Below are 25,308 nucleotides of genomic sequence, written 5' to 3'. Positions count from 1 at the left end.
GCTCCCTCACTGCCGCCGGTCCGCGGCGGCACCCGGACGGTATCCCCGCGCGGCGGGCGCCGGGGCGCAGCAGTGCCAGTGGCACAGATCGGCCACGGACCGGGCGGGACCGTCGATAATGCGACCCATGGCGAACGCAGGACTCGGCGAGGCCCTCCGGCTGCTGGGCATCGATCACACGGCAGGCCGGGTCTACCTGGCCCTGCTGGAGCTGGCCCCCGCTCCACTGAGCGCGATCGGCGCGGCGGCCGGGGTGGGCGGGACCGAGCTCGCCGCGGCGTACGGCGAACTGGTCGACGCCGGTCTGGCCAGTGCCGCCGCCGAGGACGGGGACGTGGTGGCCCCCGTGCCGCCCACCGCGGGCCTGGAGATCCTCGCCCGGCACCGGGCGGCCGAGCTCGAGGAGTCACGCATCGCCGTCGGAGGCGCGTTCGAGTCGTTCCGGCGCCGGCGGCTCGCCGCGTACAACGACAACCTCGTCGAGGTCGTCACCGGCGAGGCCATCGGCCCCAGGATGCGCCATGCGTGGGCCAGCGCCCGCGAGCAGATCCGGCAGTTCGATTCCCCGCCGTACTTCCCCCTGGCCGGCGCCACCGACGACGCCCTGGCGACGCTGGCCCGGGGGGTGACGCAGCGCGTCGTCTACTCACGGGAGTCACTGGAGCATCCCGGCCACCTGAGGAACGTCATCGAACCCTGCATGGAGGCGGGCGAGCAGGCCAGGGTGCTGCCGTCGGTACCGGTCAAGCTCGTGATCATCGACGAGGCGTACGCGCTGGTGTCGTTGTCGATCAAGGAGGCGGACGTGCACAACACCATGCTGGTCGTGCAGCCGTGCGGCCTGCTCTCCGCACTGGTGGCCCTGTTCGAGCAGGCATGGCTCACCGCCCTTCCCATCCACGGCCCCACCGTCCGCCCCGCCGGCCTCCCCGCCGCCGACCGCCGCCTGCTGCGCCTCCTTGCCGGCGGCGCGACCGACGACGTCATCGCCCGCGAACTGGGCATCAGCCGCCGCACGTTGTTCCGCCGCCTCCAGATCCTGATGGCCCGTCTCGGCGCCGCGAACCGCTTCCAGATGGCCCTGCAGGCGCAGCGCTCCGGCTGGCTGTGACCGGGGCGCCGCCGGTGGCGGCACAGGAGGGTGACATGCTTCAGGTGTACAACCCCTGAAGTTCGACCACCCGGGTCAGCTGGGACAACTTCATCAACGGTTATCCGGGCAAGGCTTCCAACAGTGATCTCCCCCACGCGTAAAGCGTCTGTCTTCCGCGGTAGCAGGGGCGGTGCCGCGATCGCGGCGGCCGCGCTCCTCGCTCTCGCCACGGGCTGCGACCCGGGCACCGACGCACCGGCCGGCGGCTCCGCGAGTACCGCGAGCCACCCGGTGAAGGACACAAGCATCACTGCCGAGCCGGGCGAACGCTTCACGCTCACCGTCGACCAGAACGCCTCCACCCGCGAGCACTGGTACCTGGTGGACCCCGAGCCCGACAGCTCGGTGCTGGTCAGCCGCGGCCAGGACTACGCGTCGGACTCCGGCGACGAAGCGGTCGCCGGCGCCGGCGGCCGACTCGCCTTCACCTTCGAGGCCAAGGGCAGGGGGACCACTCGGTTCACGCTGCTGCACTGCACTTTCACCACCTGTCAGGGCAACACCTCCACCCTGCCCCCCGAAACGACCGGGCCCTCCGCCACCCCGACCACGGAAAGGACCACCCCCTCCGAGGCCCCCGAGCGCATCACCTACACCGTCACCGTCGACTGAGCCGCAGCAAACGAGCCGTCGTCCTCGACCGCCTCGGCACCGAGCCGCGCTCGGTCGCCTGCCTCACCGACACCGTGCGCGCCGTCGCGACCATCATCGAACGGAAGCAGCTGACCCGGGCGCGAGCCGGAGTACGTGATCCGGCCAGCCGATCCGGGTACGGCGGCGGGTGTGACGCGGTACGCCGTCCCGTCGGCGATCGCCGGACGAACGCAGCGACGAGCACCGAGGCGAGAACGAAGCCGCTCCGGCGCAGACGGCGGTCCCTGGGACCGGGAGCCTCGGCGACCGGCTGCGGGCCGTCATGACGGCCCTGGACGGGATCGCATGGAAGCTGATCCGTGGACCCCGTTTCGGGAGTTTCCCTGTGGTTACGACACCGGCGGCGTGCCTACCCGATGTCCACGACCCGGGCCCAGTCGGGCGGCGAGTCCGGCACGTACTCCGGATCCTCCTCGTCCCACGAACGGGTCGGCCGCTGCCGGGGGAACAGCCCCACCACCGTCCGGCACGGTGGTCGCGCGGCCGGCCAGGGCGTCTGCCCGTCGGTCAGGACCACGACCACGTCGGGTGCGGGACGCGCCCGGAGCGCCTTGGCGAAACCCGTGCGCAGGTCCGTGCCCCCACCGCCCATCAGCGGTATGCCCTCGCCATGGCACAGCGGGTGCACGATACGGGCCGCCGCGTCGCACGGCACGACCGTGATCAGGTCCCGACGGCCGCCCACCGCACGGGAGATGGCGGTGATCTCAAGGAGCGCGCTGCCCAGTTCGGCGTCACTGACCGAGGCGGACGTGTCGATGACCACGGAGACCCGGGGCGGCCTGCGCCGCAGACTCGGCAGGACGACGCCGGGCACCCCGGCCGAGCGCCGCGACGGCCGACCGTAGGTGTAGTCCTCACCCGCGCCGGCGCCGGAGGTTGCCGAACGGACCGCTGCTCCCAGCAACTCCCGCCACGGCTGCGGCGGATGGAAGGCTTCCTCCGCCCACCGCCGCCACCCCTTCGAGGCGCTCCCCGGGCGGCCGGTGATGCCCTGTGCCACCCGGAACCGGACCGCGTCCCGCTCCTGCTCGCTCAGGCCGTGCGCGCCGTCCGGCCCCAGGTCCCACTCCCGCTCCAGCCCGTCGGCGCCGCTGCCGCAGTCCAGCCAGGACAGGCTCTGCGTACTCGGCCCGAGCCGGAACTGGCGCAGGTAGTCCTCCATGAGCTCTCCCTCGGGCAGCCCCAGGGTCGCCGGCCGGACTGCGCCTTCGGGCCGGACCAGCCCGTCACCGAACACGTCGTCGTTGATCTCGCAGTCTGCGGCGATGTTCATCCGCAGCCGCTCCCCCGCGCCGCGCAGCCCGCGCTCCCGTGCGACCCGGTCGCTGCGCCCGTGGTGGTCGCGCAAGAGGTGCGACACCTCGTGGACCCATACCCCGGCCAGTTCCTCCACGGGCGTCCGGTCGACGAAGGCCGGTGAGACGTAACACCGCCAGTGCCGGTCGACGGCCATCGTCGGCACCCGCCGCGACTCCACGGTGTGCAGGGCGAACAGGGCCGACGCCAGGTAGGGACGGACCCGGGCGGCGTGCAGCCGGGCGGCGAAGAGCTTGTCGAGGTCGAGAGGCGCCGCGGGTCCCGTGCTCATCGGCCGGCCTTCACGGCGACCGCCGCCCTGGCCGCGGCGCGGTCGGCCCGCCGGGACAGGGACACCGCTCCGGCGAGCCGCTCGATCGACGCCGGAACGTCCCAGTTCTCCTGGCGCAGTGTGGCGAGTGTGGTCGCGGGGACGACCACCAGGTCCGGTGCTCCGGTCTCCATGGCCCGCACCAGGAGTGCCCACACCGCGTCCCAGCGGGACTTCTCCGGACGGTTGCGGACTGCGGCCACCACGCCGTCGAGGACGGCCTGGCGCAGATCCCCGCGTTCGGGAAGGGCGGCGCCGGCGGGGTCGGCGAGAAGCGCCTCGGGTTCCGGGAGGTCCATCCGATCGAGGCTCGCCAGCAGCTCCAGCCCCGGGCCGTCTCCCACCGCACCCCTGACGAGCAGCGAAAGCACTTCCCGGGAGGAGCCCGCCGCGGTTGCGAAGGCGATCAGTCGCAGGGCCGTCTCCCAGCTCCGGGGTGACGGCCAGGCGCCACCGCGGCGCGCTTCGTTGCTGGGCAGTTGATGCACGAGTTTCGGGCGGGCCGTGAGCAGTCCGCACACCGCCCGGCGGGCGAAGTCCACGGCCTCCGACAGCTTTTCCCGGGCGAGCTGCGGCAGGGTCGCCCGCGGCCACGTCCCGCCGAGGCCGCGTACGACGACCTCGTGGTCGTGGGTCCACTGGAGGTGGACGAACCGGTTGGCGAGCGGCGGGCTCAGCTCCCAGCCGTCGGCCGCCGAGGACCGCGGGTTGGCGGCGGCCACGATGCGTACTCCCGGCGGCAGTTGGAGCGCACCGATCCGGCGCTCGAGCACGAGGCGGAGCAGGGCGGCCTGAACGGCAGGCGGCGCGGTGGACAGCTCGTCCAGGAACAGCAGCCCCCGGCCGGCCCGTACCAGTCGGACCGCCCAGTCCGGCGGGGCCATCGGGATACCGTGTACGGCGGGATCGTCTCCGACGACGGGCAGCCCGGAGAAGTCGGACGGCTCGTGCACACTGGCGATCACCGTGGTCAGCGGAAGGTCCAGGGCATCGGCGAGCTGCGTCAGGGCCGCGGTCTTGCCGATCCCCGGCTCACCCCACAGCAGCACGGGCAGGTCGGCGGCCACGGCCAGGGTCAGGGCCTCCAGCTGTGTGTCGGGGCGCGGTTCGGTGGTCGCGTCGCGCAGCAGGGACAGCAACTCACCGGCGACGTCGAGCCGGGAGGCGTGAGCCGGGTCAAAGGCGGTGTCGGGTTCAGCGAACGGGGTGTGTGTGGGCATGCTTGATCACCTGTGGGTTCGTGGTGCACGGAGGGCGGGTGCGGGGAGGGACCCCCGGGGTCAGAGGAAGTTCGCGTGGCGCGGGCGGCGGTCTCGGAGACTGCGACGGCCCGGACGTGGGCGGCCGGATCGGGACCCGGGTCCGGGTACCTGTCCGATCAGGTCCGCTCTGAACAGGCCGTAGGTGATCCGCCGCAGCGCGGCCGCCTGCAGTTCGTCCCGCAGAGCGCCGCTGCGCAGCACTGCGTCCGGGCCCAACAGGCCCTCGACGACGGCGAGCGCGCCGGCGGTGTCGCCGTGGTCCAGGCGTTCGCGCACGCCGGTGAGGCAGTCCGGACGGCGGTGCGCCTCGTCGATCGCCTGCAGGCAGGGCAGTGGAGTACCGGTCAGAGCAGCCAGCAGTTCCTCCCGCTGGATCTCGGCAGGGTCGTGGTCCAGCGGGGCCAGCACCCCGTCGACCAGGCCGATCCTGTGCCGAGCTCCCCGGCACTCCACGAGGCGCGGTTGTCCTGATCGGTCCGGGGTCCGTGACGGACCGTCCGACGGATGATCCGGTACGAGCGCCGAGGCGACCAGCGGGTGCAGCCGATCCGCATCGATCGAACCGGTACGGATCAGTTCCAGGTCGGGCAGCACCCAGGTCGCCGCGTCGGGCAGGACAGGCAGGGCAGAGCCGCAACTGTCCTTGGACGCCGTCGTGATCCGCGCGGCGGGGGGCTGCCCGGTGCCGTCCCCGTCCCTGTCCGCGAGCAGTTCCAGGACCAGCTGGTGCCGGCCCCCCAGCCGCACGGTGACGGCGCCGGTGGACCGCCCTTCGGCATGAAGCAGCAACTCCGCCTCGGGCGCCCACCGGTCGACGGCACAGTGGCGCCCCTGCGGCACCGCCCGCAGTGGGTCCGGGTCCATCGCGGGGCGGCCGTCGGCGGGCAGCGGATCAGCCCCTGACCGTGTTCGCAACTCGTCGGCCCTGCGCGCGTCCCAGAGATGACGGTGCAGGTCGAGACGGAACCGCCGACTGGGAAGAGGATGCGGATGGCGGCGGGCGGCGGCCCCGGCGTGCGAGCCGTCCCACAGCGCGAGGCTGATCCGCTGACCGGCGTCCGCCCAGGCCGGCGGAGTCCGGGCCACGAGATGAACGGGGCGTTCACCGCCACGCCCCTCGGCCTCGTACCGGGCGAGGGCGACGGTGAGACCCGGGCGCAGCAGCCCGTCAGGAGCGATCCTGGGCATGTGCCAGCGCAGCAGGTCAGGTGCGAGACGGCGGAGGTCCGCCCGTACGCGGGCTGCGAGGTGGTGGCCGTGAGTGCGCGCCACGGAACGCAGATTGAAATCGACGTCGAAGCCTGCGGCGGCGCACGCCCCCGCCCAGTCCCCGGCCAGGCGGCGGGCGGTCGCAGTCTCGATCATGGACGGCGGCACGGCGTACTCACGCACGCGCAGCCAGAGGGAAAGGCGGGCATCCTCGTTCGCGGTTCTGGTGAGCATCAGCACTCACCTTGCGCGGACGGGGCCCCCAATCTGTGAACAGAATGAGTTGTCATCGCGGAGACCCTAGCGCTCTTGACCATGATCTGCCAGGTGTTTCCGTCGGCGCGCGATCCGGGGGCCGGTGACCGGGAACAAGGCGCGGTTCCGGTCACGCGTGCGTCCGATCCGGGGCGTCAGTCGAGTGTCTGGGTCAGTTCGCTGCGGGCCGAAGTGTGTACGACACGGCCACGTGCTCCGTTGACGATCGGCAGGTACGGCGGGACGTGGCCGCACTCGACGTCGGCGATGATCGGCACGTTCAAGGGTCCGAGCGCGTCGAGGACGGCCCGGTGCTGGGTGAGCGAGTCGGCGTCCGGTGCCGAAGTCCGGCCGACGAGGACCACGTTCGCCTGGTCGAAGAAGCCGGCCAGCCGCATCCCGTGCAGGTTTCTGCAGATGGTGAAGGCGTCGTCGCCTGCTGCTTCGACGTACACGAGGAGACCTTCCGGGGACTCGGCCCGCGCGAAGGCGGAGACGTCGAGGTAGGGCGTACCCGTGAGGTTGCACAGGGTCTCGATACAGCCCCCGATCAGGCGCCCCTCGACCTGCACGTCCCCGTCGCCGTCCAGCCTGGTCCACCTGTCGGGTGTGTCGAGCGTGAACTCGCTGACGTCAGGGTGGGATCGGTAGTCGTCCCGGCCCGTTGCGCGGTGGCGGTTCGGCGGGGTCTGCGTGAACGGGTGCCCCTGCGGAGCCGCGACGATGTCGAGCCACGACAACAGCCCGTCGGGGGCCCGGTAGGGCGTGTCCATGAGGTTGTTGCCGTGCACGGTCGCCGTTCCGGTGAGGAGTGTCAGCGGCGTGATGACGGTCGACATGTCGGAGTACCCGACCAGCCAGGTCGGCTCGGCGTCACGCAGCCGGTCCCAGTCCAGCAGAGACAGCAGGTCGATCGCCGTCTCCCCGCCCCACGGCGGTACGACGGCCCTGATCGCAGGATCCGTCAGCATCGACATCAGCTCGCTCGCGCGGTCGGCCGCAGGGGCGCTGATGTGACCGGAGCCGTCCATGCAGCGGCCGACGACCACCTCGTACCCCCGGGCCTTCACATCGTGGATCGCCACGTCGAGGCGCGCGCCCAGCTCTGCCGGGACTCCGCTCGAAGGAGAGGTGATGCCGACGCGGTCGCCGGGGCGCAGGGGCTGCGGATATCGGACTGACATGCGCGGATTGTGGCATGACGTGACAGCGGCGCGACACCGAGTTCCGGCAGGCCCGCCGGCAGGCGGCCGGCGGATTCGGCACGCGGCGTAGGCTCGAGGTCCGATGTCCCCGGCCCCGTCTGGTCGGGGTCCAGCGACGCCCGGAAGGAACGTGACCATGCCCCGCCCCGCACCCGCCGGCCCCACCGGGCCGCAGTCGGTCGACCGCGCGCTGGAGATCCTCGACGCCGTCGCGGACGCCGCGGAGCCGGTCGGGGCGAAGGCGCTCGCGCGGCGGCTGGGGTGTTCGCTGTCGACCGTCTACCACCTGCTGGGGCCGCTCACTGCCCGCGGGCATCTGGTCCGGACCGGTGCCGGGTACGCCCCCGGGCCGCGGGTGGCGGCGCTGAACCAGTCGTTCCGGCGGCATCTGGGGCTCGGGCCGCAGGTCGCCGAGTTGCTGCCGCGGCTGCGGCGGGCCACCGGAGCGGAGGCGTACCTCACGGCGTACCGGGACGGCCGGATCGTCGTGATCGACAGCACGGTGCCGGTGACGGACGTCGGGCATCCCTTCCTGCCGGGCGCGGAGACACGGGCGCACGCGACGGCGCACGGCAAGGCGCTCCTCGCCGCGCTGCCCCGGCCGGCGCGGCGGCGGTATCTGGCCGAACACGGCATGGCCCGGTTCACCGATCGCACGATCACGGTCGCCGACCGCTTCGAGGCCGAGCTGACGCAGGTGCGCGGGCAGGGCTACGCGGTGTCGATGGGCGAGGCCGACCCGGCGTTCACGTGCCTCGCGACCACGCTGCCCTGCCAGGACGGCGGCCCGGAGGGCGTGCTGCACGCGCTGTCGGTGTCGCTGCCGACCGCCGACTTCCGACAGCGGCACGGCCGGATCCGGGCGGCGGTGGCGCGGGCCGCCGCGGGCGCGCCGGTCTGACGGCGGAGCCGGCGCGCGGTCCGACGCCGGCGTTCCCGACAGGCGCCGGCACACGCACCCCGACGGCGGTGTTTCCGACGGAGTCGGAACGCGGCGCGTCGCGACTGGCCCGCGGGCTTCGACGGGGCCACCGTGGACCCCATGATCTTCATCGCCGTCAGGTTCACCGTCCGTCCCGAGTTCAGCGACCGCTGGCTCGACATCGTCGACGACTTCACACAGGCGACCCGGGCCGAGCCCGGGAACCTCTTCTTCGACTGGTCGCGCAGCGTCGACGACCCGCACAGGTTCACGCTGCTGGAGGCGTTCGCCGACGCGGACGCGGGAGCGGTCCATGTGGCATCCGACCACTTCCGGGCCGGTCTGGAGGCGATGTCCGGCGCGGTCGCCACCACACCGGAGATCATCAACGTCGAGGTGCCGGGCCAGGGCTGGGACGAGATGGCGGAGATCAGGCCGACGCAGTAGGCCGCGGTCCGCCTGCGCTCCCGTCCCCCACGCCGGGGGTCAGAAGGTGTCGTTGGCGCAGCGGAAGCCGAGGTTCCCGGAGGACGACTCCGGGGTGTTGGGGGAGCGCGCGGCGACCCGGTAGCGGTTGCAGTAGGAGTCGTGGCACAGGTAGGAGCCGCCGCGCATCACCCGTGCGGTCCCGCTCTCTGGGCCGTGCGGGTCTTCCGAGGGGGCCTCGGCGTAGTAGGTGGGCGAGAACCAGTCCGTGCACCACTCCCACACGTTGCCGGCGGTGTTCCACAGACCGAAGCCGTTGGGGCGGTAGGACTTGACCGGTGCGGTGGTCAGGTAGCCCTCCTCGGCGGTGTTGGTGTGCGGGAAGCGGCCCTGCCAGATGTTGCAGCGCCAACGGCCGTCGGGACTGAGCTCGTCGCCCCAGGCGTAGCGGCGGCCTGCCTGCCCGCCTCGTCCGGCGTACGCCGTGCACGAGCGGCAGCAGGCTGCGCGAGTCCACGGCGGGCTTCGGGTCGATGCCCGCCAGCTCGAGGACGGTGGCGGTGCAGTCGAGCAGGCTGACGAACTCGGAGCGCACGACACCGCCGGGCGCGCCCGTGACCCGGATCAGGCCGGGCGTGCGGTAGATGTCCTCGTACATCGCCGGGCCCTTGTCGTGCAGCCGGTGGGACCCGGTGAACTCACCGTGGTCGCAGGTGAAGAACACGGCGGTGTCGTCGACCAGTCCGAGCCGTTCGATGGCGTCCATGACCCGGCCGATCTGCCGGTCGATCAGGGCCACGTAGCCCCAGTACACCGCGATGAGCTTGCGGGTCGTCTCGATCGGCATGGTGTCGAAGGTCCAGTGCGCGCTGTAGTTGCGCTGTACCGGCGGTTTGCCCTGGAAGGTCTCCGCGATGGAGCGGGGCAGTTCCACGTGACACCCGCCGCGCTCACCCGCCCGGCCGTCACGGGCTTGTGAAGGCACCGGGCCGCTACGCGTCCACTTCCCCGGACCCTGCCCGAGCGTGCTCTTCGGCAAGACGCTGGGACATGCAATCGAGACGGAAGGCCATTCTGCGGCTCGTTGGATCTCCCTAAGGTCGAGGACATCAGCCGGGCCCGCTTCGGGCCGGGCGCCGATCCGGCGATGTCCAAGGAGAGTTACCGTGCGCACAGTGATCCAGAAGTCCTTCGGCGGTCCCGAGGTCCTCGAGCTCGTGGAGAGCGAACGGCCGAAGCCGCTGTCCGGGGAAGTCCTCGTCAAGGTCCACGCCAGTGCGGTGAACCCGGTGGACGTGGCCGTCAGGTCCGGCGCCGTCCCGCTGCTGGGCGAGCCGCCGTTCGGCGTGGGCTGGGACATCTCCGGTGTCGTCGAGGAGGCGGCGCCCGGCGCCAGGTTCGCCGTGGGAGACGAGGTGTTCGGGATGCCGTTCTTCCCCCGTGCCGCCACCGGGTACGCCGAGTACGTCGCCGCCCCGTCGCGCCAACTGGCCCGCAAGCCCGCCTCGCTCGACCACGTGCACGCGGCCGCCCTCCCCCTCGCGGCGCTCACCGCCTGGCAGGGCCTGGTCCAGGCGGCCGGCGTCAGGGAGGGCGACCGGGTGCTGATCCAGCGGGCGGCCGGCGGCGTCGGCCACTTCGCGGTGCAGATCGCAAAGGCACGCGGCGCCCATGTCATCGCCGTCGCCAGTGCGCCCAGGCACGATTTCGTACGCGGCCTCGGCGCCGACGAGGTCGTCGACTACCACACCACCGAGATCACCGAGGCCGTCAAGGACGCCGACGTGGTCCTCGACTCCATGGCCCAGGGCGACCTCTTGCTCGGCGTGCTGCGCCCCGGCGGCGTACTCGTCAGCATCCTCGAACACGGCGACGGGGAGCTCGCCGCCCGGGTCGAGGCGGCCGGCCGGCGATTCGCCGGCGTCTCCGTCGAGCCGGACTACGCCGCGCTCGAAGCGATCGCCGAGCTGGTCGACACCGGCCGGATACGCCCGCACGTCGAGCGGACGTTCCCGCTCGCTCAGGCCGGCACGGCGCATGAGCTGATCGCCTCCGGACACGTACAGGGCAAGATTGTCCTGACGGTCTGACGGCCGGCCACGACGGGCACGCCGGCGGACCCACCAGGGAGGACAGGGCGGATGGACATCCTCACCGAGGCGCTGGCATCGATGCGCACCGGGCAGCCGGCATCCGTACGGACCAACGGCCGCGCCCCCTGGGGCCTGCGGCTGCCGCCGGTCGCGGGCGCCGGATTCCATGTGGTCCTCTACGGCACCTGCTGGCTCATTCCCCTGGCGGACTCGGCGCGGCGGCTGAAGCCGATCCCGCTGAGCCCCGGCGATGTGATCTTCCTGCGCGACGGGCGGGGCCACATCCTCGCCGACCATCCCGCCACCACGCCGGAGGAACCCGAGGCCGAACAGTTCCAGGAGGGTTCGCCGATCGGTTCGGTCACGCTCGGCGGCGACGGTCCCGAGACCAGCCTGCTGTGCGGCAACTACCACCTGGACCAGGGCCGCCCGCACCCCCTGGTGCGTCAGCTGCCCGAGGTGATCCATCTGCCGACGCGGCACGGCCGCCATCCGGAGCTGAGCGCCGCCGTACAGCTCCTCGGCTCGGAGCTGGAGAACCCCCGCATCGGCTCCGACGGCATCGTGCCCACGCTGATCGACTCGCTGCTCCTCTACATCCTGCGGGCCTGGCTGGAGGATCAGTCCCCGGCCGCCGCGCGTGGCTGGGCGGCGGCCCTGGGCGACCCGGCGGTGGCGCCCGCGCTGTCGGCCATCCACGACGACCCCTCCGCCCAGTGGACGGTCCAGTCCCTGGCCGCGCGGGCCGGGCTGTCGCGCGCCGCGTTCGCCCGGCGGTTCACCACGCTCGTCGGCGAACCGCCGATGGCCTACCTGACCCGCTGGCGCATGACGACGGCGGCCCGCCTGCTGCGCGAGTCCGACGACCCGCTGACGACGGTCGCCACGAGGACGGGATACGGCTCGGAGTTCGCCTTCGCCAAGGCCTTCAAGCGGGAGTTCGGCCTGGCCCCGGGCGGCTACCGGCGCAGGGCCAGGGCGGCGTAGGAGGGCAGCAGGCCAAGGCGGCACAGAGGGGCGGCGCCCCTGCGGCTCTCCACCGAGTGATGCCAACGTGCCTTGTGCGCAAGGCTGTTGGGCCCGTCCCTGCGACGGTGCCACGTTGACCGGCGCGCAGCGTCCCACGCGCGGGACGCGGGAGATTGCATGCGCCGAAACGCGCCTGGCGTACGCATCCGGGACGTGTGTGGTCAACGGGGTCGAGGCCGGGCACCGCTCGGTGTTCCGCTGCGGTCTCGCCGAAGGCCTGCTGACCACAGGCAGTGCGCCGGTGGGTCAGCCGTTGAGCGTCCGGCTCAGCGAGGTGCCGCTGCGTCCGACCCCCGAACTGCTGGAGGTGTACGCCGCCACCTTCGGCACGCCCGCGTTCACCGCCGAGACGGTGCTGGCGCACGTGACGGCGGAGGGCGTGTACACCCCGCCGGCGTCGTGACGGCGGCGCCCGTTCGGTGATGTCCTGAGCCGGGTGGGCCCGGCCCCGGCTCAGGAAGATGCCGTTGGCTAATTCGCCCCGTTGAGCTTGTGCTCGGCGGGGCGAAGTGCTGTCAGGTGGGAGGTGCGGGTTCGGGCTCGGGGCCTGTTGGTGCTCCAGGCGTCCATGCGTGCGAGGTTGATCGCGGTCGCGGTGAGTTGGTGCTGGAGCCGGGTCTTGGCGAGCCCGTGGTAGCGGCATTGGCGCAGGCCGGTGACTCGGACGGCGTGGGAGATGGTGCCCTCGATGCCGTTGCGGGCCGCGTAGCGTTCCCGCCACTCGGGGGTTCCCTCTGCGGCGCGGGCCTGCCGGATTGCTTCGTGTTCGGCGCGGGGCCGGAGCGTGATCTCCCGGTGGGGCCGGGTGGTTGAGTTGATGCACTGGGGCCGGGAGGGGCAGGAGCGGCAGTCCTTGGGTGAGAACTGGATCCGGATGACAGGGGTGCCGCGGTGCGAGAGCGCGTCACGCCACTGGCTGGTGGTCATGCCGTTCGGGCAGGTCACGGTCTTGTTGTCCCAGTCCACGGTGAACGCATCCTGCCCGTAGGGTCCGGCGGCCTGGGCGGTGGTGTTGCCTGCGATGGGGCCGGTCAGGGTGACGTCGTGCCGGGTCTGGGCGGTGACGATGCGGGGACCGTCGAGGTAGCCCGCGTCCAGCAGGTGTTCGCCGGGCAACAGGTCTTTGTCGGCGAGACTGTCGTGGACGGTGTCGGTGGCCTTGATGTCGGGGACGGTGGCGTCGCTGGTCAGCACGTTCGTGATCAGGTGAACAGTGTCCGGGTCGCAGGTCTCGGTGAGATGGACTTTGAACCCGTCCCATTTGATGTCGCGCTTCACGCTCGCGCGGGCCTCGGTGTCATAGGGACTGACCAGGCGCAAAGCGCCCGGCGGGCACTCTTTTGGGTCCCGCCACCTCACCTCGCCCTCCATGTCGACCGCGTACTGCTGCACCCACGCGCGACGCAGAATCTGGACGGCGGGCAGCTCGCGCAGCCAGCAGGGCGCGTGAGCGGCGTGCACGTTGGTGAGCAGGCGCATTCCGTCCCGGCCGGTCTGTTCCGCCAGCTCAGTGCGCCTGCCGCGGCCCGAGGGCAGCCAGTAGTCCTCCGGCCGGGCGGCATACCGGTCGAACCATGCCGGATCGGCATGGCCGGTCAGCCACTCAGGGGCGGCTGCCGCGACCGCGTTGAGCGCCGCCCGCAGTGTCTCGATGACGAACTCCAGCCGGTTCAGCGACCGGATCGCGGCCAGCACATGCGTGGAGTCCGTCCGCGCTCGCCCCGGCGGCTTCAGCACACCCGCCTGCCGGGCGGCGTCCAGGACCCGGTCGAAGACCATTTGCCCGGCCTCGGCCTCGACCAGCCGGGCACGGAACTCGCACAGCACGGAGTAGTCGAACCCCGCATCGGTCAGTTCCAGGCCCAGGGCGTACTTCCAATCGATCCGGGCCCGCACCGCCAAGGCCGCCTGCCGGTCGGGCAGGCCCTCGGCGAACTGGAGCACCGACACCAGCGCCAGCCGGCCCGGCGACACCGCGGGCTTCCCCCGGGCCGGGAACAGACCGGCGAACTGCTCATCGGTGAACAGCACCCCCAGCTCGTCCCGGAGCCGGATCGCCAGACTCCCCTTCGGGAATGCCGCCCGAGCCACCCGCACCGTCTCCGCCGGAACATCCCCCGGCTCCTCCGGCTGCATCGACATCGACACCCTCCCCAAACGACAACGTCGGCCTTCAAGACCACAACCAGGTTTTGAAGGCCGACGTCACGCCCGGCCCCGGATTAGCCAACGGCATCCTCAGGAAGTCGGGGCCGGCTCCACCGCCCGGGCAGGCCCGGGCAGGCCGGGGCCCGGGGAGGTCGCCGCCGAAGCGGCGCCGGCGGCCCGCGTACGCCGTGAGTGCCTCCCGCAGCTGTGCCAGGCCGAAGTCGGGCCACGGTGCCGGGTCGAAGACCATCTCGGCGTACGCGAGGTGCCACGGCATGAAGTTGCTGATCCGCTGCTCGCCGGAGGTACGGATCAGCAGATCGACGTCGGGAAGACCGGGTTCGTACATGTTCCGGGCCAGGTCCGCGGCGCTGATGTCCTCCGGCCGGATCGTCCCCGCGACGGCCTCCGCGGCCAGCGCGCGGGCGGCTTCGACCAGTTCGTCCCGCCCGCCGTAGTCGAGGCAGACGGTCAGCAGCAGCACGTCGTTGTTCGATGTCATGCTCTCCACCAGCGCCAGTGCGGAGGCGAGCGACGGCTCGACACGGTCGCGCCGCCCGCACCAGCGCACCCTCACACCCAGCCCGTGCAGCCACTCGACGCCCCGGGCGATCCCGTCGGCCATGGTGTCGAACAGGTGGGCCACTTCCTCCCGGGGGCGGTCCCAGTTCTCCGTGGAGAACGCGTAGACGCTGAGGTTCCGCACTCCGAGCCGCAGGGCCGCGTTGACGAGGCGCATCAGGGCCCGCTCACCCGCTTGATGGCCCTGGGAGGCCGGCAGGCCCCGCTTCGCCGCCCAGCGCCGGTTACCGTCCATGATCACCGCGACGTGGGGAGGGACGGGTCCCGCTTCCGTCCGCCCCGGGCGGCGACACGCCGCGCCGGTCGAGGTCAACGGCTCGATCCCCTCGGTGAAGACCCGGGCCTGCCGCAGCGTGACCTCGTCGAACTGGACCTGTGCCCCCAGCAGCATCGTGTGCAGAAAGGGCTGGTACTCGGCAGGCACCAGCCCGGTCACGGGCGCCGCCTGCTCCAGCAGAGCACGACAGCGGCCGAGCTGGATGCCCACCAACTCGGTCAGTTCCTGCCACCGTTCATCCCGCAGGAGGTCACCGGGCTCCAGCCCAGCCGCCGCAGGTCGGCACGCGGCAGATAGCAGCGGCCGGCGGCGAGGTCGTGCGGCATGTCCTCGAAGAGATCCACCAGTTGGCACGTCTCGCCCAGCACGCCGGTCAGCGACACCGCCTCCGGCGCCGTCGGTTCCAGCAGCGGACTCCACAGCTCGGCGATCGTCCCCGCGACTCCGCGCGCATACCGCCGCTGGTCGGCGAACGTCTCCAGGACGGGCGGGGAGGCGCAGTCCGCCTGGATGGAGTCGAGGAACTCCTCGATCACCGCGTGGTCGAGATCCCGTTGCCGCACCGTGTCCACGAACGCCCGCCGCAGCGGGTGCTCGCTGCTGCCGGAGCGCAGCTCCGCCAGGCTGTCGGAGCGCCAGCGGGCGATCCGCCTCTCGCGGTCCGCCTGGGCTCGCTGCTCGTCGGCGATGCGGTCCGTCCGGAGCGCGAAGCCGTGTACGGCGTACATGTGGTGGCGGATCGCGGCGGGCAGCAGTTCGATCGCCCTCCACATCGGCGCCAGGTACCGACGGGTCTCGGCCTCGCACAGTTCGTAGGACGCACGCAGTTCGGACGGTCCGATGAACGGTGCCTCGTTCCTCGACATCTTCCGGACCTCGCCTCTCTTCACGCCGCCGGTACGAGACCGCTGCCCCGGCGGCACGGCAGGCAACGGCGCCTCCTCACCGACCTGCGGCCGAGGACGTCCACCTCAGTAACGACCTGCCGGCCGACCGGTGTCGGTGGCGCGGTTGCGCCGGGGTCACCCGGCACCCGGGCGGGGGCCGGCCGCCGCCTACTGTGGATGCCTCAAGTACGTACCCCCCACAGGGAGTTCCGGTGAAAAGGATTCAGCACGCCCGGGCAGCTGCCGCGGCCGTCGGCGCGATCACGCTCGTCGCGGCGGCCACAGGAACGGCCAACGCCGCCGACACGACGCTGCGGCTGTCCCGCAGCGGCAGCACCATCGGCACCATGACCCACCTCGATCCCGACCCGGACACGTTCCGTGTCTGCGACAAGCGGGCGGACGGCCACGGTGTGACGGGCAAGCTGTACCTGTACATGGGCGGGTGGCAGCTGAAGGAGACCCAGTCGGACGGCGGTGACTCCGGCTGCGACTACTTCGACTACAACGTCATCCCCTACGCCGCGAAGTACCTGATGAAGCTGTGCTGGAACGGGCCCGGCGAGGTCTGCGTCCAGAAGGAGTTCACCGAGGACTGACGCACCGTCGCTCGGTCTCATGCGGCGGCCGGGGCGCGGAGCGAAACCGTACGGCTTCGCTCCGCGCCCCGGCGCCGCGCCACACAGCGGTCGTGGTCCGGGAAGCCCCGCCGACCGTGGACCCGGCTGCCGGACGTGCGCAGCGTGCGGGCCCAGGAGCCTGCCGGGGCCGGGCAGGGCGGCGGGTGCGGCCGTGCGGCAGAATCATGGTGCCGGGGCACGGCGCGCACCGCCGCCGACGCGGACGCGGACAGTCCGCGCGGAACGGCCTTCGTCACGCGGCCCCGGCGCAGGGCGGACCCCCACTGGTTCACGGGTTCCGTGCTGCTGCGTTGTGTACGACTACGGGGAACGGGGTGGCCGGGCGATGGCACGGCGGAAGTTGAGATCGGGCACTGTGGTGATCGGCGGCATGGGGCTGCTCGCGGCGGCGCTCGCGGCATGCGGCTCGGACCCGGACAAGCGCTGCGTCGACCCCGTGTCGTACGACGTGCTGCCGGACTACAAGTGCCGGAAGAGCGACGGGGCAGGCGGCTCGGGCGGCGGCAGTGGCGGCGGCAAGTACTACTACGGCGGCTCGGTCAGCGACGGCAAGGTCTCCGGCGGCAGCTTCGACAAGTCCGCCGTCAGCAGAGGCGGCTTCGGCAAGTCCGGCTCGGGAGGAGGGTGATCCGCCGTGCGGCGTCGCACCATCGAGCCCCGTCCCGGCTGGCAGCGCATCGTCGAGGAGCAGGGCTGCGTCTATCCGCTGACCCGTCATCCGGACGGCTCGCTGCGCCCCTACTGGGACGAGAGCGCGTATTACGAGTTCTCTCTGCCCGAGGTGGAGGCACTTGAGGAGGTCGTCGAGGAACTGCATGCGATGTCGCTGGCCGCGGCGGCGCACATCGTCGAGAAGAATCGATTCGCCGACCTGGGCATCACCGACCCGCGCCTTGTCGCCCACGTCACCGAGTCCTGGCGGCGGCGCGACGAACTGCCCTCCGTCTACGGGCGCTTCGACGTGCACTACGACGGCACCGGCCCCGCGAAGATGCTGGAGTACAACGCCGACACCCCGACCTCTCTGGTGGAGGCCGCAAGCCCGCAGTGGTTCTGGATGGAGGAGCGCTTTCCCGGCGCCGACCAGTGGAACTCGCTCCACGAACGCCTCGTCGCCGCATGGCGGCGCCAGGCACCGCTCCTGCCGCCCGGTCCGGTCCACTTCGTGCACACCGACGGCGACGAGTGCGGCGAGGACCTGATGACCGTCGCGTATCTGCGGGAGACCGCCGAGCAGGCGGGCATACCGACCGAGGCGCTGTCGGTCGAACGCATCGGCTGGGACCGGATCTCCGGTCGCTTCGTCGACGAGCGGCTGCGCTTCATCCGCAGCTGCTTCAAGCTCTACCCATGGGAGTGGCTGGTCACCGACCGCTTCGGCCCCCATGTCCTCGACACCCTGGACAACGGCGGCGGCACCGGGACCACCTGCTGGATCGAACCGGCCTGGAAGATGCTGCTGTCGAACAAGGCGCTGCTCGCGATCCTCTGGGAGCTCTACCCGGACCACCCGAACCTGCTCCCCGCCCACCTGGACGGCCCTCGCGAACTGGCCGACGGGCCGGGCTGGGTGGCCAAGCCGCTCCTCGGCAGAGAGGGAGCCGGGATCACCCTGCACGCGGCGGGCGAGGCTCCCGTCGTGCGCGACGAGCCGTGCTGCTACCAGGAGTTGGCGCCGCTGCCCGACTTCGACGGCAATCGTGTGGTGCTCGGCTCCTGGGTCGTCGAGAACGAGGCCGCCGGTCTGGGCATCCGGGAGTCCGCCGGGCCGGTGACCGACGGGTACGCCCGGTTCCTGCCCCACGTGATCCTTTAGCCGGCCCCGTCCCCGGTGTCCGGCGGCGCGAGTCCCGTTCCCGCGCCTCGGGTTACGATCGCGGCCAGGACGGGGCCCGTAGCGCAGTGGTTGTCGCGCCTTCACCGCATGTGGGAGGACGCCGGTTCGAATCCGGCCGGCCCCGTCCGGCCGCGGGATCAGCGGGTCCGTGAGCGGAAGGTACGGCGGTAGGCGTCCGGGGGCACGCCGACCGTGCGGTTGAAGTGCCGGCGCAGCGTCGTGGCGGTGCCCATACCGGTGGCGGCAGCGACGGAGTCCACACTGTCGTCGGTCTTCTCCAGCAGTTCCTGGGCGTGGCGGATCCGCTGGGTCAGCAGCCATTGCAGCGGGGTGGTGCCGGTCGCGGCCCTGAAGTGGCGGGCCAGATGGCGTGAGCTCATCCCCGCCTCGCGGGCCAGGTCCTCCACGGTCAGCGGCTGGTCGAGCCGTTCGACGATCCAGGGCAGCAGGGCGGCGAGCGGGTGGTCGTCCCGGGCGGGCACCGGGGTGGTGACGAACTGGGCCTGGCCGCCCGCCCGGTGCGGTGGTACGACAAGGCGGCGGGCGACGGCGTTGGCGATCGACGAGCCGTGGTCGAGGCGGACGAGGTGCAGGCAGAGGTCCAGCGCGGCGGCCTTGCCCGCGGAGGTGAGCACGCTGCCGTTGTCCACATAGAGCACGTCCGGGTCGACCTCCACCCGGGGGTGACGGGCGGCCAGAGCCTCGGTGTGCGCCCAGTGCGTGGTCGCGCGCTTCCCGTCCAGCAGGCCGGCCGCTGCCAGCACGAACACACCCGTGCAGAGGGAGACCACGCGCGCGCCCGCCTCGTGGGCCGCGCGCACCGCCTCGACCAGGTCGGCGGGCGGGACCTCGTCGACGTCGGCCCAGCCGGGGACGATCACGGTGTCGGCGTGCCGGAGCCGGTCGAGTCCGGAGTCGGGCTCCAGCAGGAACCGGCCGACCGGCACGGCGACCGGTCCGCAGACGGTGACGTCGTACCAGGGGACCGTCACACCGGCGGGAGCGGCGGCGAAGACCTCGTACGCCAGCGACAGTTCGAAGTGCAGCATCCCGTCGGTGACAGCCAGCGCGACAGTAGTCATGTCGGAAATTGTACGGGTCATGTCGTTCCGGACACTCACGGTGGCGAGACCGCCCCCGCCAGGATGGCCGCAGTGGATCGTTCGAGCAAAGGGAGAACCCATGGGACCGGGTCAGATGGTGGCGGTTTTCGGCGCGTACGGGCACACCGGGCGGTTCGTGGTGACGGAGCTGCGGGAGCGCGGGTTCGTCCCGGTTCTCTCCGGCCGCGACGCCGGCAGACTGCGGGCGCTGGCGGCGTCCTGTCCCGGCCTCGAGGCCCGGCCGGCCTCGGTCGACGACCCGGTCTCTCTCGACCGCGCGCTGGCCGGGACGGCGGCGGTGATCAACTGTGCCGGGCCCTTCGCCGCGACTGCCGCGCCCGTGATCGAGGCTGCGCTGCGGGCCGGGATCCCGTACGTGGATGTGGCGGCCGAGATCGAGGCCAACGCCGACACGTTCGCGCACTTCACGGACCGCGCCCGCGCCGCGGGAGCGGTGATCGTCCCCGCGATGGCGTTCTTCGGCGCCCTCGGCGACCTGCTGGTCACCGCGGCGATGGGCGACTGGACGGCGGCCGACGAGGCGCACGTCGCGTACGGGCTGAGCAGCTGGCAGCCCACCGGCGGGACGCGGGCCGCGGGCGCGGTCTCCCGGCAGCGGCGGGGCGGCGCACGCGTCGTGTACAGGAACGGGCGGCTGGAACACCGCCGGGACGAGGCGACGGTCCTCAAGTGGCCCTTCCCCGAGCCGCTGGGCCCCCGGGAGGTCATCGGGGAGTTCAGCATGGCGGACGTCGTCACCGTCCCCAGCCATCTGCCCATCCCCGAAGTGCGCACCTACATGACCGTCGAGGCGGCCAGGGACCTGTCGGCACCGGAGACGCCGGCTCCCGCCGCGGTCGACGAGCACGGGCGGTCCGCACAGACCTTCCTCGTCGACGTCGTCGTGCGCTCCGGCGGCACCGAACGCCGCGCCGTGGCGAGCGGCCAGGACATCTACGCCGTCACCGCGCCGCTCGCGGTGGAGGCGGTCGACCGCATCCTCACGGGCCGGACCAGGGCCGTCGGCGTGGCCTCCGCCGGCGAGATCTTCGACGCGTCCGATTTCCTGGGCGCGCTGTCCTCCCACATCACCCTGGAACTGCCGTCCGTTACGGGCGGGCCGGCCAGACCACTGCCTGGGCGACGATGACGCGCTCGCCGTTGAAGGTCACGGCGGGACCTTCGTGCAGTTCGTAGCCGAGGTCGATCGCCTCGCTCACGCGCCGGCAGAACGATTCGTCGTCCGGGCCGGTCAGCACCCGGTACCTGGGCAGGCCGTGTGGTGGTGTGCTCATGGGGGCAAGCATCTCAGGCCCGATCCCGTCGTTCGACACGGCCGTTCGCCTTGCCCGGCCGGGCCGTAGACCGAGTCCGACGTCCGGCGTCCGGCGTCCGGCGTCCGGACAGGGTCCGCCCCCGCGCCGCGCCCGCCCGGGCCGAGGTCAGCCGGGCCGGAGGTCAGCCGGGCAGCAGCTCGGTCAGGAGCTCCCGGCCGGCCGGCCAGTCGCCCAGCCCGGATTCCGCGTTGATGTGGCCGAGCGGGCCCGCCTCCACCAGGCGCGCGTCCCAGGCGTCCGCGAACCGGCGGGAGCGCTCCGGCGTGCACCACGGATCGTCCGAGGCGGCGACCACGATGCTCGGGAACGGCAGTGCCTTCAGCGGGACCGGGCAGAAGTTCTCCAGCTCGGCCACGCCCGCGCGCTCGATGTCCGCGGGCGCCACCAGGAGCGCCCCGGCCACCTGCCCGGACCGCCCGGAGCGCTCCGCCGCCCAGTGCGCCACCAGGATGCAGCCGAGGCTGTGCGCGACCAGCACCACGGGGCCCTGCGCGGCGGCCGACGCCTCGTCCAGCGCCTCCAGCCAGTCGCCCAGCACCGGCCGGTCCCAGTCGGCCTGCTGGACCCGCCGGAACGACGGGTCCGCCGCCTCCCAGCGGCTCTGCCAGTGCTCCGGTCCGGAGCCCTGGTAGCCGGGCAGGACCAGGAAGCTCGACCGTGGCTGTGCGGTCATCGCGGGTGATCCTCCCGAGGTCGGTGAACTCGGCGGATCCTATCCGCTCACCGATCCGGTGGCGTGACACGTCCATGTGCACACGGGCCCGGCGTGCGGTGCGGCAGCAGATACCGGGGTGCCACCGTGTCCGCGCTGCTCGGCAGCACCGTCCGGGGGTTCACAGCGGTCAGAGGTCCTGGACCCGCCGGAAGGGGCGGTCGGCCTCCAGCGCGAAGGCGACCTCCAGCAGGGTCCGTTCGTCGCCGGGGCGCCCGGAGAACATGACGCCGACGGGCAGCCCGTCCACCGTCGCGCTCGCGGCGGGCACCGAGACCGAAGGCGTCCCGACGACGTTGTTGACCGGTGTGAACGCGACGTAGGCAAGGATCCGTTCGATCAGCGTCGGGTACGGGACGGTCGGTGCGAGGTGGCCGAGCGGCGGTGTGGTGTGGGCGAGTACGGGCGTCAGGACGAGGTCCAGCCCGCGGAACGCCGCCGCGTAAGCCTCCCGCGTACGCCTCAGTCTCCGCAGCACAGCGGGAGTGCGCCGCCAGCTCTGCACGTACGCCTCGCGCAGTCCCCGGCTGAGGCCGTCCATCCGGCGCCGGTCGAAGTCCGCGCCGAATGTCCGGCCCGTGACTCCGATCAGGAACGACAGCAGTCCCCAGTAGGTCAGGAAGTCCTCGGTGAAACGGGGGTCGATCGCCAGCTCCACCGGTTGCACGGTGTGGCCGAGCCGCTCCAGCCTCGTCGCGGTCTCCGTGACGGCCGCGCGAGTGGCCGCATCCGATCGGACGCCGTTGGGCGAGTCCAGCAGGAAGCCGATGCGCAGCCGCCGCTCCGAGGGGCCTTCCACCAGGCCGAGGGGCGGCAGCTTCGGGTTGCGCCAATACCTCTCGGCGGCGGCCAGGAACGCGGCGGAGTCGCGCACGGAACGGCTCACGACTCCGTCGGTGACGATGTCGATGGGCAGTTGGCGGCTCTGCGCATTCGCCACCAGCCGCCCCCGGGTCGGCTTCAGCCCGACGAGGCCGCAGCAGGCGGCGGGGATCCGGATCGAGCCGCCGCCGTCGTTGGCGTGCGCGATCGGCACCGCTCCCGCGGCGACGAGCGCCGCGCTGCCGCCCGACGAACCACCCGCCGAGTGGCCCGTGTGCCACGGGTTGCGGACGGGCTCGGCGTTCTCGTACTCCGTGGTCGGGCTGAACCCGAACTCGGGCAGCCGGGTCTTGCCGAGCACCGTGACACCGCTGTTCAGGAACTGCCGGGTGAACGGCGCGTGCCGGCGCACGGCCCTCGGCGCGAACGCGGCGCTGCCGTGCCCGGTGGGCAGGCCCAGGTAGTCGACATTGTCCTTGACGAAGGTGGGGACACCGGCGAAGGCACCGTCCGCCTTCGAACCGTCCGCCGGAGCGTCCACATGCACCTGGACCGCGTTGAGCCGCGCCTCCACCGCCCTGACCCGCGCCGCCGCGTCCCGGGCGACCTCGGCGGCGCCGACCTCCCGCCGCCGGATCGCCTCGGCCAGTCCGACGGCGTCGTGCTCGCCGAGAGCGTCGTCCCGGAAGGCGTGCACCGTGCTCTGTTCCTCGAAGGTCGCCACCGCCGACTCCGCCCCTGAACGCGTGGATGGTTGCCGCCATCATTTCCTACCGGCAAGTAATACGCGAGAGCCCGGACCGATGTTTCAGCGGTGCTGCGTCTAGCGTGTGCGCTCATGGACAAGGCGGAGCAGTTCGAGGAGCACCGGCCGCGGCTCTTCTCGTTGGCGTACCGGATGCTCGGTTCGGCGGCGGAGGCGGAGGACGCCGTGCAGGACGCGTACCTGCGCTGGCACGGGGCGGAGGCCGGACAGGTCGCCGCGCCGGGGCCGTGGCTCGCGAAGGTGCTCACGAATCTGTGCCTGAACCGGCTGGCCTCGGCGCGGGCGCGGCGGGTGGAGTACGTGGGGCCGTGGCTGCCGGAGCCGGTGCGGACCGATCAGGGGGCGCTGGGGCCGATGGAGACGGCGGAGCAGCGAGAAGCCGTGTCGCTGGCGGTCCTGGTGCTGATGGAGCGTCTGACGCCGCCGGAGCGCGCGGCGGTGGTGCTGCGTGACGCGTTCGACTACAGCCACCGCGACGTCGCGGGCGTGATCGACTGCTCGGAGGCGAACGCCCGGCAGCTGTACCGCAGGGCGAAGCAGCGTCTGGCGGAGGGACGGCCGAAGTTCGTGCCGCCGGCGGATGCCGGCAGCGGTTTCGTGGCCCGGTTCCTGGAGGCGGCGGCGCAGGGCTCGATGGAGCAGCTGGAGGCGCTGCTTGCCGACGACGTGGTCGCGTGGGCGGACGGTGGCGGCAAGGTCACCGCGGCGCGGCGGCCGGTCGTGGGCCGGGAGAAGGTGTTCCGTTTCCTGGCGGGCCTCCTCGCCCGGTGGGCGGGCGAAGTGCGGCTGGAGGCCGCCGAGGTGAACGGCAGCATGGTGGTGCTCAGCTGGGAGGGCGACGAGCTGACCACCATGGGCGCGCTGGAGATCGGGGAGGCGGGGGTCACCGGGGTCCGGATCGTCCGAAATCCGGACAAACTCACCTTCCTGGCCGGTCAGCTGCGGAAGCTGTCACAGAACTGCCGGGTCGCCGGTTCTTCATGGGTGAGGGCGAACGAGAAAGGCTGACTCATGAACAACGACGCGATCATGGTGACCGGCGCGACGGGCGTACTCGGCCGCGAAGTGCTGGAGCGGGCGCGCCGCACCGGGGCTCCGGTGCGGGCGCTCACCCGGAGGTCGCAGCTGCCGGACGGCGCCGGCGTGACGTGGTGCACCGGTGACCTCGCGAGCGGCACCGGGCTGGACGAGGCGTTCGCCGGGGTCCGTACGATCATTCACTGCGCCACCGACGCCCGGCACTTCAAGAAGGACGTCCCCGCCTTCCGTCATCTGCTGGAGGCCGCGAAGCGGGCGGCCGGGGTGGAGCACATCGTCAACATCTCCATCGTCGGCATCGACCGGATCCCGTACCCCTACTACCGGATCAAGCTGGAGGGCGAGCGGATGCTGGCGGCCTCGGGAATCGGCTGGACCAATCTGCGTGCCACGCAGTTCCCGGAGCTGCTGGACATGGTCTTCACCTTGCTGGCCAAGCTGCCGGTGGTTCTCGTACCGGCCCGTTCGGCCTGCCAGCCCGTCGCGCCGGGTGACGTCGCCGACCGGCTCGTCGAACTCGCAGCGGGCGGGCCGGCCGGGCGGGTCCCGGATCTGGCCGGGCCGACGGTGTACGGGATGGACCGGCTGGCCAGGACCTGGCTGCGGGCGACGGGGAAGCGCCGCCTCGTCCTGCCGGTGCTCCTCCCCGGCAAGAGCGGCGCGGCCCTTCGGGCAGGGGCTCTGACCGCGCCCTCCCGAGCGCTGGGCAGGCGGACTTGGGAGGAGTTCCTGGCCGGGAAGGCCTGCGATCGGGCTGAGTGACCGGGCCCGCATTCGGCTGATCCGCAAGGGCAACTGGACCGCCTTCGCCTCGCTCCCCGGCGCCGGTGCCGGCATACCGGGCGAGCCTGCCGACACCGCGTTGTTCGCGGCTGTGCTGTCGTGCGACGGCGCGCGGTCCAAGTCCCGTACCGGTACGGGCTCCGCGACACCGTCGCCCACGACCCCGTAGGCACGCCCCTGCAGGGTTCCGCCCCCGTCGGTTCCCTCGCGTCATGACCGTCCAGCCGCCGCCTCCCATGACGAGGCCGCTGCGCCTGCCCTCCGGATCGATGTCCGCCGCGTCCTGCAGCGGCAAGGTCGGGCCGTCCGCGGGCCGGCCGGCCGGCTGGTTCGGCGCGGGGCACCCGGGTCGTGTCAGCACCGACCTTTAAGATCGATGACCGCAAGTGCGCTGCCGACGGGGGAAGTTGGGCGGCAGCGCAACGGTTGCATCTGAAGGGGGTGCTGGTTCTTCCATGCGAAGAATCAATGCGAATCAGGTCGCGCGCGGTCGCACACCGCGCCGAAGAGCCCGCCGGACCGCACTGCGCGCGCTCT

24 protein-coding genes, 1 tRNA gene and 2 pseudogenes are annotated in these 25,308 nt (G+C 72.3%); 14 read left to right on the top strand and 13 right to left on the bottom strand.

Going from position 1 to position 25,308, the window contains the following annotated elements; translation table 11 throughout:
* Positions 1–127: 127 nt before the first annotated feature.
* Complete coding sequence (locus tag OGH68_RS30350; RefSeq protein ID WP_264248453.1) at positions 128–1,111, top strand: LuxR family transcriptional regulator; 984 nt, start codon at positions 128–130, stop codon at positions 1,109–1,111.
* Between the two features lie 273 nt (positions 1,112–1,384).
* Positions 1,385–1,765, top strand: coding sequence for a protease inhibitor I42 family protein (locus tag OGH68_RS30345; protein ID WP_264248451.1), 381 nt, complete (start codon positions 1,385–1,387; stop codon positions 1,763–1,765).
* A gap of 391 nt (positions 1,766–2,156) precedes the next feature.
* Here the strand turns inward: OGH68_RS30345 and OGH68_RS30340 are convergent, their stop codons facing one another.
* The 4 genes from OGH68_RS30340 to OGH68_RS30325 form a co-directional block, all read right to left on the bottom strand.
* On the bottom strand, positions 2,157–3,398 hold the full coding sequence (locus OGH68_RS30340; protein ID WP_264248449.1) for a DUF2201 family putative metallopeptidase: 1,242 nt from the start codon (positions 3,396–3,398) through the stop codon (positions 2,157–2,159).
* A complete protein-coding gene (locus tag OGH68_RS30335) occupies positions 3,395–4,657 on the bottom strand; it encodes an AAA family ATPase (protein WP_264248447.1) in 1,263 nt (420 codons plus the stop codon). Before OGH68_RS30335 ends, OGH68_RS30340 begins: the two co-directional genes overlap by 4 nt.
* A gap of 60 nt (positions 4,658–4,717) precedes the next feature.
* The gene (locus OGH68_RS30330) at positions 4,718–6,142 is read right to left on the bottom strand and encodes a hypothetical protein (protein WP_264248445.1); all 1,425 of its coding nucleotides are present in this window, start codon (positions 6,140–6,142) and stop codon (positions 4,718–4,720) included.
* 176 nt (positions 6,143–6,318) lie between these two features.
* Positions 6,319–7,347 (bottom strand): S66 peptidase family protein, encoded by a 1,029-nt coding sequence (locus OGH68_RS30325; RefSeq protein WP_264248444.1) that lies wholly within the window; start codon positions 7,345–7,347, stop codon positions 6,319–6,321.
* A 157-nt stretch (positions 7,348–7,504) separates the two neighbouring features.
* Between OGH68_RS30325 and OGH68_RS30320 the strand changes: the two genes are divergently transcribed.
* Both OGH68_RS30320 and OGH68_RS30315 read left to right on the top strand, forming a co-directional pair.
* Complete coding sequence (locus tag OGH68_RS30320) at positions 7,505–8,269, top strand: IclR family transcriptional regulator (protein WP_264248443.1); 765 nt, start codon at positions 7,505–7,507, stop codon at positions 8,267–8,269.
* Positions 8,270–8,410: 141 nt separating this feature from the next.
* Positions 8,411–8,737: a putative quinol monooxygenase gene (locus tag OGH68_RS30315; protein WP_264248442.1), complete on the top strand. Its 327-nt coding sequence runs from the start codon at positions 8,411–8,413 to the stop codon at positions 8,735–8,737.
* 39 nt (positions 8,738–8,776) lie between these two features.
* On the opposite strand, the pseudogene OGH68_RS30310 reads toward OGH68_RS30315, so the two are convergent.
* Together OGH68_RS30310 and OGH68_RS30305 are read right to left on the bottom strand one after the other, a co-directional pair.
* Positions 8,777–9,196 (bottom strand): annotated as a pseudogene (locus OGH68_RS30310) (SUMF1/EgtB/PvdO family nonheme iron enzyme); the annotation flags it as partial.
* Position 9,197: 1 nt separating this feature from the next.
* Positions 9,198–9,650: pseudogene (locus OGH68_RS30305) on the bottom strand (sulfatase-like hydrolase/transferase); the annotation flags it as partial.
* Between the two features lie 232 nt (positions 9,651–9,882).
* Here OGH68_RS30305 and OGH68_RS30300 point away from each other — a divergent pair.
* The 3 genes from OGH68_RS30300 (at position 9,883) to OGH68_RS30290 (ending at position 12,241) form a co-directional block, all read left to right on the top strand.
* Positions 9,883–10,806 carry an NADP-dependent oxidoreductase gene (locus OGH68_RS30300; RefSeq protein WP_264248441.1) on the top strand — a complete coding sequence of 308 codons (924 nt, stop codon included), beginning with the start codon at positions 9,883–9,885 and terminating at the stop codon, positions 10,804–10,806.
* 51 nt (positions 10,807–10,857) lie between these two features.
* Positions 10,858–11,796 carry an AraC family transcriptional regulator gene (locus OGH68_RS30295; protein WP_264248440.1) on the top strand — a complete coding sequence of 313 codons (939 nt, stop codon included), beginning with the start codon at positions 10,858–10,860 and terminating at the stop codon, positions 11,794–11,796.
* Between the two features lie 199 nt (positions 11,797–11,995).
* Positions 11,996–12,241 carry a hypothetical protein gene (locus tag OGH68_RS30290; protein WP_264248438.1) on the top strand — a complete coding sequence of 82 codons (246 nt, stop codon included), beginning with the start codon at positions 11,996–11,998 and terminating at the stop codon, positions 12,239–12,241.
* Between the two features lie 68 nt (positions 12,242–12,309).
* Here OGH68_RS30290 and OGH68_RS30285 read toward each other — a convergent pair whose 3' ends face one another.
* Genes OGH68_RS30285 through OGH68_RS30275 form a run of 3 tightly spaced genes read right to left on the bottom strand, consistent with a single transcriptional unit; the run spans position 12,310 to position 15,711 of the window.
* Positions 12,310–13,980: an IS1182 family transposase gene (locus OGH68_RS30285; protein ID WP_264243054.1), complete on the bottom strand. Its 1,671-nt coding sequence runs from the start codon at positions 13,978–13,980 to the stop codon at positions 12,310–12,312.
* Positions 13,981–14,011: 31 nt separating this feature from the next.
* Positions 14,012–15,055 (bottom strand): polyprenyl diphosphate synthase, encoded by a 1,044-nt coding sequence (gene uppS, locus OGH68_RS30280; protein WP_264248435.1) that lies wholly within the window; start codon positions 15,053–15,055, stop codon positions 14,012–14,014.
* 8 nt (positions 15,056–15,063) lie between these two features.
* The gene (locus OGH68_RS30275; RefSeq protein ID WP_264248432.1) at positions 15,064–15,711 is read right to left on the bottom strand and encodes a phytoene/squalene synthase family protein; all 648 of its coding nucleotides are present in this window, start codon (positions 15,709–15,711) and stop codon (positions 15,064–15,066) included.
* 233 nt (positions 15,712–15,944) lie between these two features.
* Here OGH68_RS30275 and OGH68_RS30270 point away from each other — a divergent pair, with 233 nt between their 5' ends.
* The 4 genes from OGH68_RS30270 (at position 15,945) to OGH68_RS30255 (ending at position 18,334) form a co-directional block, all read left to right on the top strand.
* Positions 15,945–16,331: a hypothetical protein gene (locus OGH68_RS30270; RefSeq protein ID WP_264248430.1), complete on the top strand. Its 387-nt coding sequence runs from the start codon at positions 15,945–15,947 to the stop codon at positions 16,329–16,331.
* Positions 16,332–16,698: 367 nt separating this feature from the next.
* A complete protein-coding gene (locus tag OGH68_RS30265; RefSeq protein ID WP_264248428.1) occupies positions 16,699–17,001 on the top strand; it encodes a hypothetical protein in 303 nt (100 codons plus the stop codon).
* Between the two features lie 6 nt (positions 17,002–17,007).
* The gene (locus OGH68_RS30260) at positions 17,008–18,189 is read left to right on the top strand and encodes a glutathionylspermidine synthase family protein (protein WP_264248425.1); all 1,182 of its coding nucleotides are present in this window, start codon (positions 17,008–17,010) and stop codon (positions 18,187–18,189) included.
* A 71-nt stretch (positions 18,190–18,260) separates the two neighbouring features.
* A tRNA-Ala gene (locus tag OGH68_RS30255) sits at positions 18,261–18,334 on the top strand.
* Positions 18,335–18,347: 13 nt separating this feature from the next.
* Here the strand turns inward: OGH68_RS30255 and OGH68_RS30250 are convergent.
* Complete coding sequence (locus tag OGH68_RS30250; RefSeq protein ID WP_264248423.1) at positions 18,348–19,292, bottom strand: helix-turn-helix domain-containing protein; 945 nt, start codon at positions 19,290–19,292, stop codon at positions 18,348–18,350.
* Between the two features lie 100 nt (positions 19,293–19,392).
* On the opposite strand from OGH68_RS30250, the gene OGH68_RS30245 reads away from it, so the two are divergent.
* Positions 19,393–20,463, top strand: a complete 1,071-nt coding sequence (locus OGH68_RS30245) for a saccharopine dehydrogenase family protein (protein WP_264248421.1) — start codon at positions 19,393–19,395, stop codon at positions 20,461–20,463.
* On the opposite strand, the gene OGH68_RS30240 is transcribed toward OGH68_RS30245, so the two are convergent.
* From OGH68_RS30240 to OGH68_RS30230, 3 genes are all read right to left on the bottom strand, one after another.
* Positions 20,423–20,608, bottom strand: coding sequence for a DUF1737 domain-containing protein (locus tag OGH68_RS30240; protein WP_264248419.1), 186 nt, complete (start codon positions 20,606–20,608; stop codon positions 20,423–20,425). The two genes, OGH68_RS30245 and OGH68_RS30240, sit on opposite strands and share 41 nt — an antisense overlap.
* Positions 20,609–20,771: 163 nt before the next feature.
* On the bottom strand, positions 20,772–21,323 hold the full coding sequence (locus OGH68_RS30235; RefSeq protein ID WP_264248418.1) for an RBBP9/YdeN family alpha/beta hydrolase: 552 nt from the start codon (positions 21,321–21,323) through the stop codon (positions 20,772–20,774).
* A gap of 169 nt (positions 21,324–21,492) precedes the next feature.
* Positions 21,493–22,908: an amidase gene (locus OGH68_RS30230; protein WP_264248416.1), complete on the bottom strand. Its 1,416-nt coding sequence runs from the start codon at positions 22,906–22,908 to the stop codon at positions 21,493–21,495.
* Positions 22,909–23,022: 114 nt separating this feature from the next.
* Between OGH68_RS30230 and OGH68_RS30225 the strand changes: the two genes are divergently transcribed.
* Positions 23,023–23,958 (top strand): RNA polymerase sigma-70 factor, encoded by a 936-nt coding sequence (locus OGH68_RS30225; protein ID WP_264248415.1) that lies wholly within the window; start codon positions 23,023–23,025, stop codon positions 23,956–23,958.
* Positions 23,959–23,961: 3 nt separating this feature from the next.
* Complete coding sequence (locus tag OGH68_RS30220; RefSeq protein WP_264248413.1) at positions 23,962–24,750, top strand: SDR family oxidoreductase; 789 nt, start codon at positions 23,962–23,964, stop codon at positions 24,748–24,750.
* Positions 24,751–25,308 lie beyond the last annotated feature (558 nt).

Source organism: Streptomyces peucetius (assembly GCF_025854275.1).
Classification (GTDB): domain Bacteria; phylum Actinomycetota; class Actinomycetes; order Streptomycetales; family Streptomycetaceae; genus Streptomyces; species Streptomyces peucetius_A.
Note: the sequence above shows the minus strand (reverse complement) of the source record. Positions and strands in the feature narration are given on the sequence as shown.